The sequence below is a fragment of the Streptomyces sp. NPDC002573 genome, from assembly GCF_042889625.1.
Taxonomy (GTDB): Bacteria; Actinomycetota; Actinomycetes; order Streptomycetales; family Streptomycetaceae; genus Streptomyces; species Streptomyces gibsoniae.
The window spans coordinates 86589-101000 of record NZ_JBIARC010000021.1 but is presented as its reverse complement, the minus strand read 5'-3'; the positions used below and the strand labels follow the sequence as shown (position 1 = coordinate 101000).

General features: G+C 72.1%; 13 protein-coding genes. 10 read left to right on the top strand and 3 right to left on the bottom strand.

Annotation, left to right across the window (positions count from 1 at the left end; translation table 11 throughout):
* Nucleotides 1-16: 16 nt before the first annotated feature.
* Entirely contained in the window at nt 17-757 is a 741-nt protein-coding gene (locus ACFYX0_RS21160) for a GntR family transcriptional regulator (protein WP_388972173.1), read from the bottom strand.
* A gap of 224 nt (nt 758-981) precedes the next feature.
* On the opposite strand from ACFYX0_RS21160, the gene ACFYX0_RS21155 reads away from it, so the two are divergent.
* From ACFYX0_RS21155 to ACFYX0_RS21110, 10 genes are all read left to right on the top strand, one after another.
* Nucleotides 982-2139 (top strand): ABC transporter substrate-binding protein, encoded by a 1158-nt coding sequence (locus ACFYX0_RS21155; protein ID WP_388972172.1) that lies wholly within the window; start codon nt 982-984, stop codon nt 2137-2139.
* Complete coding sequence (locus ACFYX0_RS21150) at nt 2136-3038, top strand: ABC transporter permease (protein WP_388972171.1); 903 nt, start codon at nt 2136-2138, stop codon at nt 3036-3038. Before ACFYX0_RS21155 ends, ACFYX0_RS21150 begins: the two co-directional genes overlap by 4 nt.
* A complete protein-coding gene (locus ACFYX0_RS21145; RefSeq protein WP_355913726.1) occupies nt 3026-3838 on the top strand; it encodes an ABC transporter permease subunit in 813 nt (270 codons plus the stop codon). Before ACFYX0_RS21150 ends, ACFYX0_RS21145 begins: the two co-directional genes overlap by 13 nt.
* 5 nt (nt 3839-3843) lie before the next feature.
* Nucleotides 3844-4932, top strand: coding sequence for an ABC transporter ATP-binding protein (locus tag ACFYX0_RS21140; protein ID WP_388972170.1), 1089 nt, complete (start codon nt 3844-3846; stop codon nt 4930-4932).
* A gap of 64 nt (nt 4933-4996) precedes the next feature.
* On the top strand, nt 4997-6457 hold the full coding sequence (locus ACFYX0_RS21135; protein WP_388972169.1) for an HAD-IA family hydrolase: 1461 nt from the start codon (nt 4997-4999) through the stop codon (nt 6455-6457).
* A gap of 139 nt (nt 6458-6596) precedes the next feature.
* Nucleotides 6597-8993 (top strand): nitrate- and nitrite sensing domain-containing protein, encoded by a 2397-nt coding sequence (locus ACFYX0_RS21130; RefSeq protein WP_388972168.1) that lies wholly within the window; start codon nt 6597-6599, stop codon nt 8991-8993.
* The gene (locus ACFYX0_RS21125; protein WP_355913736.1) at nt 8983-9432 is read left to right on the top strand and encodes a roadblock/LC7 domain-containing protein; all 450 of its coding nucleotides are present in this window, start codon (nt 8983-8985) and stop codon (nt 9430-9432) included. Before ACFYX0_RS21130 ends, ACFYX0_RS21125 begins: the two co-directional genes overlap by 11 nt.
* Nucleotides 9433-9438: 6 nt before the next feature.
* Complete coding sequence (locus ACFYX0_RS21120; protein WP_388972167.1) at nt 9439-9822, top strand: DUF742 domain-containing protein; 384 nt, start codon at nt 9439-9441, stop codon at nt 9820-9822.
* Nucleotides 9823-10031: 209 nt separating this feature from the next.
* On the top strand, nt 10032-10820 hold the full coding sequence (locus ACFYX0_RS21115; protein WP_388972166.1) for a carbon-nitrogen hydrolase family protein: 789 nt from the start codon (nt 10032-10034) through the stop codon (nt 10818-10820).
* Between the two features lie 49 nt (nt 10821-10869).
* Nucleotides 10870-12567, top strand: coding sequence for a flavin monoamine oxidase family protein (locus ACFYX0_RS21110; protein WP_388972165.1), 1698 nt, complete (start codon nt 10870-10872; stop codon nt 12565-12567).
* Between the two features lie 64 nt (nt 12568-12631).
* On the opposite strand, the gene ACFYX0_RS21105 is transcribed toward ACFYX0_RS21110, so the two are convergent.
* A complete protein-coding gene (locus ACFYX0_RS21105) occupies nt 12632-13561 on the bottom strand; it encodes an LLM class F420-dependent oxidoreductase (RefSeq protein WP_388972164.1) in 930 nt (309 codons plus the stop codon).
* A gap of 91 nt (nt 13562-13652) precedes the next feature.
* Nucleotides 13653-14327: a DUF5995 family protein gene (locus ACFYX0_RS21100; protein ID WP_388972163.1), complete on the bottom strand. Its 675-nt coding sequence runs from the start codon at nt 14325-14327 to the stop codon at nt 13653-13655.
* Nucleotides 14328-14412 lie beyond the last annotated feature (85 nt).

The following is a 14412-nucleotide window of genomic DNA, read 5'->3' as shown; positions in this document are numbered from 1 at the left end:
CCGGCCGGGCCGCGCCCTACTCCGCGGTCTTCCGGGCCAGCGCGTTGTTCCCGATCGAGTTGTGCACGCTGAAGCTCACGGCGTCCGAGCGGTAGCGGTCGTCCGACCACTCCACCGGGCGCCCCTCGCGGGTGGTGGTGACCCGGCGGACCCGCAGCAGCGGGCCGGCCCGGCGGACACCGAGCAGCTCGGCGTCCTGGGCGCCCGCCGCGACGGCGTCGATGACGTGCTCGCCGTACGCGAACACCAGGCCCGTGTCCTCGTAGAGCCGCTGGGTGACCGAGGGGCAGTCCGGCTCGATGGAGTGCACCGCGGGGGAGATCCAGTCGGCGTACACCGTGCGCTCCAGGAGCACCGGCTCGCCGTCCAGCCCGCGCACCCGCAGGACGTGCAACACCGGTGTGTGCTCCGGCAGATGAAGCCGTACGGCGTCCTCCTTGGTCGCCGGCCGGTACTCCTGCGCCACGACGTGCCCGGTCGCCTCCCGGCCCATGGCGCGCGCCCACTCGGCGAAGCTGCGCAGCTCCGCGAAGCTCTGGCTGCGCCGGCTGGCCAGCACCACCCGGCGGGCGCCCTGCCGGGACCCGATGAGCCCCTCTGCGGTCAGGGCCGCGACCGCCTGGCGGACCGTGCCGCGGGAGACGCCGTAGTGGGCAGCGAGGTCCGACTCGGTGGGCAGCAGACTGCCCACTGTGTACTCCTCGCGGTCGATCGCCCGCCGCAGTTCGTCGGCGATCTCCTCGTGTCGCGCCGCCATGCTTCCCCTCTGAGTCGACTGCTGTTCACAGCATGGCCAGCCTAATCGAGACCTGGGCGTGATCTTCCCTCGCGGGGATTGTGCAGGCAAGAAGGGGTCAGGGTTCCTTCGGCGTTAACGAAAAAGACACCAGCGACGGGCGTACTAGGGGCAACTTGTTCAGACAAGTTGAACAAGCCCTCCCGCCCTCAGCTTCACCGCTCGCGTGTACTCCTGGAGAGACAGTGACCGTGTTCCTGCCGAGAACCGCCGTCCTGACCGGTGGCCTCGCCGTCGCCGCAGCACTCGCCCTCAGCGCCTGTGGCGCCGCTCCCGACAACGCGTCCACCACAACCGACGGCAAGAGCGCGGCCACCGCGACCTCCGCCGCGGACCTCGGCGGCCTCGACGGCCTCGTCAAGGCGGCCAAGAAGGAGGGCACGCTGCACGCGATCGCCCTGCCCCGCGACTGGGCCAACTACGGCGCCCTGCTCGACGGCTTCCAGAAGAAGTACGGAATCAAGGTCACGGTCGAGAACCCGGACGGGACCAGCTCGCAGGAGATCCAGGCCGTCACCTCCCGCAAGGGCCAGGACCGCGCCCCCGACGTCCTGGACATCGGCAGCTCCTTCACGGCCAGCGCCGCCCAGCAGGGCCTGCTCGCCCCCTACAAGGTCGCGGGCTACAACGACATCCCCGCCTCGCAAAAGGACGCGCAGGCCCGCTGGTTCAACGACTACGGCGGCTACGTCTCCATCGGCTGCGACGCCAAGCGCGTCAAGGTGTGCCCGACCACGTTCAAGGACCTCCTCAAGCCGGAGTACAAGGGCCAGGTCGCGCTCAACGGCAACCCGACCAAGTCCGGTTCGGCCTTCGGCGGCGTCTTCGCGGCGGCCCTCGCCAACGGCGGCTCCTTCGACAACATCCAGCCCGGCATCGACTTCTTCGCCAAGCTGAAGAAGAGCGGCAACTACACGCCCGTCGAGTCGACCCCGGCCACCGTCGAGAAGGGCGAGACCCCGATCAGCATCGACTGGGACTACCTGAACGCCGGCTACGCGGACGAGTTCAAGTCCAAGGGCCTGGACTGGAAGATCGCCGTCCCGAGCGACGGCCGGTACGCCCAGTACTACTCGCAGGCCATCAACAAGGACGCCCCGCACCCGGCCGCCGCGCGTCTGTGGGAGGAGTACCTGTACAGCGCCGAGGGCCAGAACCTCTGGCTGAAGGGCTACGCCCGCCCCGTGCTGATGCCTGCCATGGACACGGCCGGCACGCTGGACAAGACGGCCGCCGCCGCCCTCCCGCAGGTCACCGGCACCCCCTCGTTCCCGACCAAGGCCCAGCAGGACAAGGCTAGTGCGGTCCTGACGCAGGGCTGGGGCAAGGCCGTCTCCGGATGACCGCCGTCCTCACCGAGGCCGAACGGGCGTCCGCCGCTGCTTCGCAGCAGCGGCGGCGCCGCCGCTCGTTCGGCGCACTCGCCGTCCTCCCGCTGCTCGCGTTCACGGCGATCGCCTTCGGTGTTCCGGCGCTCGCCATGTTCAACGGCGCCTTCACCGTCAAGGACGAGGCCACCGGCGTCACCTCGTACACCATGGCCAACCTCACCGGCTCCCTGCACGGCGCCTATCTGACGGCCCTGGTCGGCAGCGTCAAGCTGTCCGTCATCTCCGCCGCGATCGGTACCGTGTTCGGCCTGCTGCTCGCGCAGGCCGTGGTCACCTCCCGCTTCCGGGCCGTGCGCGAGGCCGTGCTCACCGCGTCCGGGGTCCTCGCCAACTTCGGCGGCGTCCCTCTCGCGTTCGCCTTCGTCGCCACGCTCGGCAACTCCGGAGTGGTGACCCAGCACCTGGGCCTCGAGGACAAGGGCTGGAACCTCTACAGCTTCTGGGGTCTGGTGATCGTCTACCTGTACTTCCTGATCCCGCTGATGGTCCTCACCATCACCCCCGCCCTGGAGGGCCTGCGCGTCCAGTGGCGCGAGGCCGCGCAGAACAACGGCGCCACGGCCTTCCAGTACTGGCGGCATGTGGCCCTGCCCGTGCTGCTGCCCTCACTGCTCGGCGGGTTCGTACTGCTCTTCGGCAGCGCGTTCGCCGCTTACGCCACCGCCGCGGCCATGGTGGGCAGCGCGGTCCCGCTCGTGACGCTGCAGATCGCCGACGCCCTCGGCGGCAACGTCCTGGTCGGGCAGGAGCATGTGGCGCTGGCGCTCAGCCTCGACATGGTCATCGTCGCGGGCCTGGTCATGGCCGTGTATCTGCCCCTGCAACGACGGAGTACCCGATGGCTCGCCTGAACCTGTGGCGCTGGGCCGTCTGGGCCTTCGCCGGGCTGTACTTCCTGGTCCCGCTCACCGCCTCCGTGATCTTCACGGTGGACGTCCCCGGCCAGGGCGTCACCTTCGACGCCTACAGCAAGATCGTCTCGACTGACGGCTTCACCACCAGCCTGTTGCTCTCGCTGGAACTGGCCGCCGCGACCATCGCCCTGGTCCTGCTGCTCATGGTGCCCGCCATGGTCGCGCTGCGGCTCGGCGCGCCGAAGCTGCGTCCGGTCGTGGAGGTCGTCTGTTCACTGCCGCTGGTCGTGCCGCCGATCGCGTTCGTCGCGGGCATTTCGACCGTGCTCAAGTGGGGCCCCGACTATCTGTCCCGCACGCCGCTGTTCGAGACGTTCGTGGCGATCCAGAACCCGGACTTCCCGTTCGTGCTGGTCCTCGCCTACGTCGTGATGGCGCTGCCGTTCGTGTACCGGGCGCTGGACGCCGGCCTGCGCGCCATCCACGTGCGCACCCTGGTCGAGGCGGCCCGAAGCTGCGGGGCCAGCTGGCCCAAGGCCCTCGTCCAGGCGGTGCTGCCCAATCTGCGCGGCGCCCTGCTGAACGCCTCGTTCCTCACCCTGGCCCTGGTCCTCGGCGAGTTCACCGTCGCACAGCTGCTCGGATTCACCCCCTTCGCCGTGTGGATCTACAGCATCGGCGGCGAGCAGGCCCAGTTGTCCGTCGCCGTCTCCGTGCTCAGCCTGCTCGTCACCTGGGCCCTGCTCCTCTCGCTCGCCGTCTTCGGCGGGCGCTCCCGAACCGCCGCCAAGGGATGAACCACATGACCCTCGACCAGGCCGCCCCGACCGCTGCGGCCGAATCCCGCGACAACGCCGCCACCGTCGAATTCCGCGCCCTGCGCCGGGAGTTCGGCCCCACCGTGGCCCTCGACGGGCTCGACCTCACCGTCCGGCCCGGCGAACTCCTCGCCCTGCTGGGCCCCTCCGGCTGCGGCAAGACCACCGCGCTGCGGATGCTCGCCGGATTCGAGCACCCCGACTCCGGCGCGGTGCTCGTCGACGGCGAGGACATCACCCGCGTTCCGGCGCACCGCCGCGACGCCGGTATGGTCTTCCAGTCGTACAGCCTCTTCCCGCATCTGACCGTGCTCGACAACGTGGCGTTCGGGCTGCGCATGCGCAAGGTGCGCACCGCGCAGCGGCGCGCCCGCGCCGCCGAGCTGCTCGACCTGGTCGGTCTCGGCGACAAGGGCGAGCGCTTCCCGCACCAGCTCTCCGGCGGACAGCAGCAGCGCGTCGCCCTGGCCCGGGCGCTCGCCCTGCGCCCGCGCGTCCTGCTGCTCGACGAGCCGCTCTCCGCGCTCGACGCCAAGGTGCGGCTCACCCTGCGCGAGGAGATCCGCCGCCTTCAGCAGGAACTCGGCATCACCACCCTGTTCGTCACCCACGACCAGGAGGAGGCCCTGTCCATGGCCGACCGGGTCGCGGTGATGCGCGCCGGCCGACTCGAACAGTGCGCCGACCCGGCCGAGTTGTACGGGCGTCCGGCCACCGCCTTCGTCGCCGAGTTCGTCGGCACGATGAGCCGGATCCCGGGCCGGCTGAACTCGGACACCGTCGAGGTGCTCGGGCAGCGGCTCCCCGTGGACGGGGACACGCCCGCCGCGACCGAGGTGGACGTGCTGGTGCGGCCCGAGTCGGTCCGGGTGACCGCGGACGACACGGGAGAGGCGCGCGTGGTCGCCACCGCGTTCCTGGGCGCCACAGTCCGGCTGACCGTGCGTCTCGCCGACGCCACCGAGGTGAAGGCCGACCTGCCGGCGCACGACGCGGCCGGACTCGGCGCCGGCGCCGCCGTGACGGTGACGCTGCCGGAGCGTCCGGTGCTGGTCGCCGAACGCGCCCGCTGAGGCCCGCTGTTCCCGTCCGCATGCCCTGCATGCCTTGCTCCCCCCACACAGGAAAGAGAGAACCGTGACCCGACTCCCGCTCCAGGCCGTCCTGTTCGACATGGACGGCACCCTCGTCGACACCGAGCGACTGTGGTGGGAGGCGGTGGAGCGGGTCGCGGCCGGACTCGGCCGGACACTGGACGACGACGATCAGCCGGAGGTGCTCGGCCGCCCCATCGAGCACACGGCCGACTGGCTGGCCTCGCTCACCGGCGCCCCGGCCGCCGATGTCGCCGCGGAGCTGCACCGTGAGTTCGCCGACCGGGTCCGGAACGGGGTCGTGCCCCGCCCGGGCGCGCTCGCTCTGCTGGACGCCCTCGCCCGCGACGGCGTCCCCACCGCGCTGGTGACCGCCTCCCCCAGGGCCGTCACCGACACCGTCCTCCAGGCGCTGGGCGCCGAACGCTTCGCGGTCTCCGTCACCGCCGACGACACCGAGCACACCAAGCCCGCGCCCGACCCGTACCTGGCCGCGTGCCGTGCGCTGGGTGTGGACCCGGCCGGCTGTGTGGCCGTGGAGGACACCCCGACCGGGGTCGCCTCGGCCGAGGCGGCGGGCTGCGCGGTGCTCGCCGTACCGTCGCTCGCGCCGATCGACGCGGCCCCCGGGCGCACCGTGCTGGCCAGCCTGGAGGAGGTCACGCCCGAGCGGCTGCGGTCCCTGCTGTCGTGCGAACTGCGGGTGATGAGCTGGAACCTGTGGCTCGGCGGAGGCATGGTCGACGACCACCGGGCCAAGCAGCTCAAGACCGTCCTGGAGACGGGGGCCGATGTGGTGGGCCTCCAGGAGACGGCCGGCACGGCGGCCCAGGAACTGGCCGAGGCGCTCGGCTGGTACCACCACCGGGCCGGGGAGAACCTCGGCGTCATCAGCCGGTACCCCATCACCTGCCGCTTCGGCGACCCGGAGGTGGGCTTCTACGGCGCGGCTGGCGTCAGGGTGCGCGTCGCCCCGGGGTGCGAGGTCGACATCTGGACGGCCCACCTGGACTACACGCCTTACGGGCCCTACGAGTCCCTCTTCGACGGACTGCCCGAGGCCGAGCTGATCGCCCATGAGGAGGCGCGGCTCGCACAGATGCGGGACACCCTGCGGCGGATCGACGAGTCGGCCGATGTGCCGGTCGTGCTGACCGGCGACTTCAACTGCCCCTCGCACCTGGACTGGCCGGACGTCGCCTGGCCGGTGACCCGGGCCGCCGAGGAGGCGGGCCTGCGCGACTCCTACCGTGCGGCGCACCCCGACCCGGTCCGCGACCCGGGCCACACATGGTCCCCGATCCACCCTCTGCACGAGGACGGCAGCGGGCGCCCCGAACCGCAGGACCGCATCGACTTCGTGCTGCACCGGGGCCTCACGGTGCTCGACTCCCGCACCGTGGTCACCGGCACCCCGAGCGCCTGGCCCGACGTCGCCGACAACGACTGGCCCTCGGACCACGCGGCGGTCCTCACCACCTTCGCCGTGTCCCGGAGGCTCTGACTCCGGGTTACCCAGGGCAACCATTGCGGTGGCGTGATCCTTCCCGTAGGTTGTGGCGCGTTCACTACCGGCGGGTAATACCTGCAGGTCACCCGAGTCCCGCCAGGCACCCGACCGTCCTGTTCCCCCGGGGGAGACCATGCGTTGGCCCTTCGGCCGTCCCACCACGGTTCGCGCGCGTATCGTGGCGCTCTCACTGGCTCCGGCGATCGCCCTGCTGATCCTGTGGAGCTTCGCCATGGTGTCGGTGACCGGTGAACTCCGGGCACTGGTCCGGCTCCAGGGCGTCTACGAGGACTTCGGCACGCCCGTCGACACGGCGACCGGCCAGATCCAGATCGAGCGGCGGCTCGCCGCCGCGTATCTGGGCGGGGGCCACCGCAACGGTGCGGCCCTCGATCTACTGGAGCAGCAGCGCCGCACCGACCGGGCCGTGAACGCCATGCGCACGGCGATCCAGGGCGCGGACCGCAGCCGGCTGTCCGCCGGGCAGCAGCGGGCACTCGACTCCGCGCTCGCCGCTGCGGACAAACTGGAGGGACTGCGGGAGCGGGTGCTGTCGGGCCGTATCTCCTGGGACGGCGCGGTGTCCGAGTACAGCGCCCTCGTGGAACCCGACTTCGACGTCCAGTCCGCCCTCACCGCGTTGCAGGCCGGCCGCCTCGCGCGGGAGGCGCAGACCGTCAGCGAGCTGGTCCGGGTAAGGGAGTTCGTCTCCCGGGAGGACGCGATCGTCGCCGGGGCACGCGCCGCGGGGAGGCTGACGGGCGGTCAGTACGACATGCTCGCGGCCACCATCGAGGACCGCCGGGTGTTCGAGCGGACCTATGTCCCCGCCCTGCCGTCCGACTCGCGGACGCTCTTCGAGCGGTTCCAGCGCGACGACGTGCACCGGGCCCTGACCGAGGGCGAGGACGCCCTGCTGCGGGCGGGTGCCGACGGCGCGGGCCGGGCGGTCGCGGCCGACTCCTGGCGGACGACCACCGACCGGGCCGTGCAGCGCTACATGCTGCTGTGCACTCAGGCGGCCAAGAACTCGGCCGCACGCGGGACGGCGTTCGCCTACCGGGAACTGGCCAAGGCCGCCGTCGTCGCGCTGGTCGGACTGGCCGCCATGGGTCTGTCCCTCTGGCTGGCGGTGCGCGGCGCCCGGCGGATCTCGCGCCGACTGGAGGCCCTGCGGGACGCCGCCGACCTGCTGACGACACGGCAACTGCCCGACGTCATGGAACGGTTGAGCGCGGGCGAGGAGGTGGACGCCCAGGTGGCGGCGCCGCCACTGGCCGAGGGCGAGGCGAGCTCCGACGAGATCGGGCAGGTCGGCCGGGCCTTCAACGCCGCCCGCCGCGCGGCCGTCGAGGCGGCCGTGAAGCAGGCCATGCTCAGGAGCGGGCTCTTCGCCGTGCTGCTCAACATCGCGCGGCGCAATCAGGCGCTCGTCCACCGCCAGCTGAAGCTGGTCGACACGCTGGAGAGGCGTACGGACGACCCGGACGCCCTGGAGGAGCTGTTCCGGATCGACCATCTGACCACCCGTATGCGGCGCAACGCGGAGAGCCTGATCATCCTCTCCGGTGCGGCGCCCGGCCGCCGCTGGCGGCGGCCCGTGCCCGTAGCCGACGTGGTGTCCTCCGCGGTGAGCGAGATCGAGGACTACGCACGGGTCGTGGTCCCGCCGATGCCGGAGGTCGGGGTCGCGGCGGACGCCGTCGCCGACGTCGTGCATCTGCTCGCCGAGCTCCTCGAGAACGCCACCGTGTTCTCGCCGCCCCACACCCGGGTCACCCTGCGCACCGACCGCGTCCGCGGCGACTTCGTCCTGGAGATCGACGACCGCGGCCTCGGTCTCGGCCCCGACCAGCTCGACGCGGCCCACCGCACGCTCACCCGGCCCGACGACTTCGACCCGACCCGCCACGACCGGCTTGGCCTGTACGTGGTGGGCCGGCTCGCCGCCCGGCACGGCATCGAGGTCACCCTGACCCGGTCGCCGTACGGCGGTACGACGGCGGTGGTGCTGCTGCCGGCCGCGGTTCTGGCGGAGGTGGAGCCCGGGACTCCGGCCGCTCCCGACGAGGCGCCCGTGCCGCCCGGGACTCCGGCCCGGCGGGAGGACGCGCCCGTGCTGACGCTGCCTGTACGGGAGAGGACGGCGGTGCTCACCCGGGAGCCGGCGCCCGAGCCGGAGCGGCGGCCCGCGCGTGAGGCCTCCGACAATGCGGGCACGGACGCCCCGGCCACCGGTGGGACGGGCCCCGACGCCCCGGCTCCCGGCCGTCCCGGTTCCGCCACCCACGCCCTGCCCACCCGGGTCCGGCAGAGCTCGCTCGCCCCCGAACTGCGCACCGACGCCCCGGCCGCCGAGGAGGCCCCGGGGCGTGAGGTGAGCGCCGAGGAGGTACGGGCGATCTTCGGTGCCTACCAGCGCGGCCTGGACCGCGGCCGGAAGGGCATCCCGAGCGACACCGGCCCCCACGAGCCCCCCACGGAGCGAACCGACACCGAGGAAGGGACCGACGCCGACGATGCGCCGTGACCAGAGCCCCGAGCACTCCGACGAGGCCGAGCAGCAGCCCGGCACCGATCTGGGCTGGCTGCTCGACGATCTCGTGGCCAGAACCGACCATGTACGCCAGGCCGTGCTGCTGACCGCGGACGGCCTGCCACTGAGCCGCTCGGAGGGCATGCCCCGACGGGACATCGAGCACCTCGCCGCCGTGTCCTCCGGCTTCCACAGCCTGGCAGCCTCGGCGGGGGAGCGGTTCGGCGGCGGGAACGTCCGGCAGACCATGGTGATGCTCGACGACGCGTACCTGTTCATCACCCCGGCCGGGGCCGGCACCCGGCTGGCCGTGCTGAGCGAGGCCCGCACCGACGTCGGACAGCTGGCGCACGAGATGGCGCTGCTCGTCCGCCGGGTCGGCCGCCATATGGACGCCGCCGTGCGGACGGCCACGGGCCCGGCCGGCTCCTGACCCACCGTGTCCGACGACGACCACTGGTACGAGGACGAGACCGGGCCGATGGTGCGCCCGTACATGGTGACGCGGGGGCGTACCCGCCCCTCGCACCGGCACACCATCGACCTGATGTCGCGGATCACCGCCCTGGACACGGAGGACCGGCGCGGGGACGTCGACCATGCCCGGGCGTCCCTGCTCGACCTGGTGCGCCGCGGCCCCCGGCCGGTCGTGGAACTCGCTGCGGACGCCGATCTGCCGCTGACCGTCGTCCGGGTGCTGGTCGGCGACCTCGCGGAGGCCGGACTCGTACGCATCGACGAGCCGCGCTCCGGGCCCGCGGGCGCCCCGGCGGCCGACCCCGAGCTGCTGCGCGAGATCGTGGACCGGCTGCGCGAGCTGTGAGCCCGGGGGGCCGGCTGGCGCACCCGGGCCACTCGCGCCCCGCCGGTCGCGAGGCGGCTCGGGAGGCACGCAACGAATCGCCGGGCGGCCCCCGGTGCACGCAACGAATCACGCACCGGCGCGCAACGGGTTCTCCTTGTCCGGCCGAGGGCGCCGACCGTACCGTCTAAGCGGCCCCCCAAACCCTTCCGCACCGGTGGAGAACACGCATGCGCACCGCCCTGCTCCAGAGCTCCGGCCGCCCCGGCTCGGTCGTCGAGAACCTCAAGGTGCTCGACGAGGCCGCGGGCCGTGCCGCCGCTGCGGGGGCCCGGCTGCTGATCACTCCGGAGATGTTCCTCACCGGCTACGCGATCGACGACGCGATCGCCCGGCTCGCCGAGCCCGCCGACGGCGACTCCGCCGACGTGATCGCGGACATCGCCTCCCGGCACGGCCTGGCCGTCGCCTACGGCTACCCGGAGCGGGACGGCGAGACCGTCTTCAACGCCGCCCAGCTCATCTCCGCCGACGGCACCCGCCTCGCGAACTACCGCAAGACCCACCTCTTCGGCGGCTTCGAGCGTGATCACTTCGTCCCGGGCGACCAGCCGGTCGTCCAGGCCGAGCTGGACGGCCTCCACATCGGCCTGATGATCTGCTACGACGTCGAGTTCCCGGAGAACGTCCGCGCCCACGCCCTGGCCGGCACCGACCTCCTCGTGGTCCCCACGGCCCAGATGCATCCGTTCCAGTTCGTCGCCGAGTCCCTCGTACCGGTGCGGGCCTTCGAGAACCAGATGTACATCGCCTACGTCAACCGGGTCGGCCAGGAAGGGGAGTTCGAGTTCGTCGGGCTGTCCACCCTCGCCGGACCCGACGGGATCGCCCGCGCCCGGGCCGCCCGCGTCGAGGAACTCGTCCTCGCCGACGTCGACCCCGCGCACCTCGCCGCCTCCCGCGAGGCCAACCCGTACCTCAAGGACCGCCGCCCCGGCCTGTACGGGTCCCTGGTCTGACCCCGCAGCCCTCCTCCCCCGAGTTCTTCCCGCAAGGAGTCCGTACCCCATGACGTCCACGGTGCCCAACGCCGTCGAGCACGCCGACGAGCAGCAGCCGCCGATCACCATGTTCGGCCCGGACTTCCCCTACGCCTACGACGACTTCCTCGCCCACCCGGCGGGCCTCGGCCAGATTCCCGCGACCGAGCACGGCACCGAGGTCGCCGTCATCGGCGGTGGCCTCTCCGGCATCGTGGCCGCGTACGAGCTGATGAAGATGGGCCTCAAGCCCGTCGTCTACGAGGCCGACCAGATCGGCGGCCGGCTGCGCACCGTCGGATTCGAGGGCTGCGACCCGTCGCTGACCGCCGAGATGGGCGCGATGCGCTTCCCGCCCTCCTCCACGGCACTCCAGCACTACATCGACCTGGTCGACCTCCGGACCGCGCCGTTCCCCAACCCGCTCGCCGAGGCCACCCCCTCGACGGTCGTGGACCTCAAGGGCGAGAGCCACTACGCCGAGACGCTCGACGACCTGCCGCAGGTCTACCGTGACGTCGCGAACGCGTGGAACGCCTGCCTGGAGGAGGGCGCCGACTTCTCCGACATGAACCGCGCCATGCGCGAGCGCGATGTGCCGCGCATCCGCGAGATCTGGGCGAAGCTCGTCGAGAAGCTCGACAACCAGACCTTCTACGGCTTCCTCTGCGACTCCGAGGCCTTCAAGTCCTTCCGGCACCGCGAGATCTTCGGCCAGGTGGGCTTCGGCACCGGCGGCTGGGACACCGACTTCCCGAACTCCATCCTGGAGATCCTGCGGGTCGTCTACACCGAGGCCGACGACCACCACCGGGGCATCGTCGGCGGCTCCCAGCAGCTGCCGCTGCGGCTGTGGGAGCGCGAGCCCCAGAAGATCGTGCACTGGGCCCACGGGACGTCCCTGAAGTCCCTGCACGAGGGCGGCGAGCCCCGGCCCGCCGTCACCCGGCTGCACCGCACCGCCGGCAACCGGATCACCGTCACCGACGCGCACGGCGACATCCGCACCTACCCGGCGGCGATCTTCACCGCCCAGTCCTGGATGCTGCTCTCCAAGATTGCCTGTGACGACGCGCTGTTCCCGATCGACCACTGGACGGCCATCGAGCGCACCCACTACATGGAGTCCAGCAAGCTCTTCGTGCCGGTGGACCGGCCCTTCTGGCTGGACAAGGACGAGGAGACCGGCCGGGACGTCATGTCGATGACGCTCACCGACCGGATGACCCGCGGCACCTATCTGCTGGACGACGGTCCGGACAAGCCCGCCGTCATCTGCCTGTCCTACACCTGGTGCGACGACAGCCTGAAGTGGCTGCCGCTGTCCGCGAGCGAGCGGATGGAGGTCATGCTGAAGTCCCTCGGCGAGATCTACCCGAAGGTCGACATCAGGAAGCACATCATCGGCAACCCGGTTACCGTCTCCTGGGAGAACGAGCCCTACTTCATGGGCGCGTTCAAGGCCAACCTGCCCGGCCACTACCGCTACCAGCGGCGCCTGTTCACGCACTTCATGCAGGACCGGCTGCCCGCCGACAAGCGCGGCATCTTCCTCGCAGGCGACGACATCTCCTGGACGGCGGGCTGGGCCGAGGGCGCCGTGCAGACTGCGCTCAACGCCGTGTGGGGCGTGATGCACCACTTCGGCGGCGAGACCGACCCGACCAACCCCGGCCCCGGCGACGTCTACGACGAGATCGCGCCGGTGGAGCTGCCGGAGGACTGAGCCGGACCGACGGACCGAGGGATCCTCGGGCTGTCGGACCGATGATCCGACGACGGGCGGCCGGTCAGATGCCGGCCGCCCGTACGGACGTGTACACCTGCGCGGCCACGTCCTTCAGCTCCTCCGCGTCCCGGACCGAGCCCTGAAGGTCGATGAGGATCTCCTCGAGGCCGACCTGGGCGTGCGCCACCAGATCCTCCACGATCTGGTCGACACTGCCCTGGAAGGGGCCCCGGTCCTGGCCGGAGTACGGCTTCGCCGAGTACGCGGCGTTCGTGCGCAGCACGGTCTGCAGCGGCTCGACGCGGCCCTGCTCGGCGGCCAGGTCCTGCAAGACGCGCCACTGACTTGCCAGCACCTCGGCGCCGAGGGCCACCGGGATCCAGCCGTCGGCCTTCTCGACCAGCCGCCGCTGCGCCCTCCTGTTGGTCGCCGCCAGCAGGATCGGGATCGGCCGGGCCGGCTTGGGCGCGACCACCGCCGAGGAGATCGTCGTGAGCGAGCCCTCGTAGGTGACCGGGTCCGGGCCCCAGACGGCACGGCAGACATCGATGATCTCGTCCATGACCCGGCCGCGCTCCTCGAACGGGCGCACCCCGGCCGCCGCGTACTCGTCGAGGGACCAGCCCGTGCCCAGGCCCGCCACGACCCGGCCGCCGCTCGCCGCGTCCAGCGAGGCCAGCGCCTTGGCGAGCTGGAAGGGGCCGTGCAGGGGCGCCACCAGCACGCTCGTGCCGAGCCGGACGCGCCGGGTGGCGGTGGCGGCGAGGGCGAGGGTGACCAGGGGCTCCGCCACCCCGCGGTAGCTGTCCGGCCAGGGCAGGCCCTCGACGCCGTAGAGCCCCTGGGTGGTGGTCTCGGGGAACAGGGCGCGCTCGTACACCCACAGGCTGTCGTAGCCCATCGCCTCCGCGGTGCGTGCGACGTCCGGCACGTCCCGCCCGATGTCGTACTGCTTGTTCTGGGGGAGGCCGAGTCCGAGCCGGGTCGCCATACCTGTCGCTCCTTCGCCTGGGAGGGGCCGCCTCATCAACGTACAGCGGTCACAAGGGCACGTCGCGACACGACAGGCGCGGCCGGCCGGATCAGTGCGGCAGGGGGGTGAGCAGCATCCGGCTCGCGAATCCCACCGCCGCGTCGAGCCGGTGCGCGAACTCCTCCGCCACGTCCGGCAGATGCCGCAGCGCCCACAGCGCGCGGGCCGCCGACCAGGCGGCCTCCCGGGCCCGCTCCAGGCTCCAGGCGCCGAGCAGATGCGTCAGCGGGTCGGCGAGCTGGAGCAGATCGGGCCCGGGCATCAGGTCCTCGCGGATGTGCTCCTCCAGCGCGACGAGGAGGTCGCCCACCCGCTCGAACTCGTCCTCCAGAACGGCCGGTTCGCAGTCGAGCGTGCGGCAGGTGTCCACGACGGCGAGTGCCAGGTCATGGCCGATGTGGGCGTTGATCCCGGCCAGCGCGAACTGCAGCGGCCGTACGCCCGGATGGCGCCGCAGCTGGAACAACGGCCGCCAGCAGGCGGGCAGCGGCCCCTCCTCGGCCACGGCCAGATACCGCTCGGCGAACCGCACGTCCAGCGCGATCGCCCCTCGGCGGTCCCGGAAGTACCCGCCCTCCAGACGGCGGTCGACCTCCTGGGTGACGGCTAGGTAGACCCGGTTGAAGACCGCGACGCCGTCGCGCTCCGGCCAGTCTCCGTCGAGCGCGCGCATCCGTGAGACGACCGAGTCCACCCCGGTCGTGAACTGCTCCAACCGCACCATGGGGGCAGGGTGACAGCCCTGGGCCGACCGGAGCAGCCGCGGCCCGCGTGCTTCCCCGGAACGGGGGACGCCCTCCGTCGGCCGT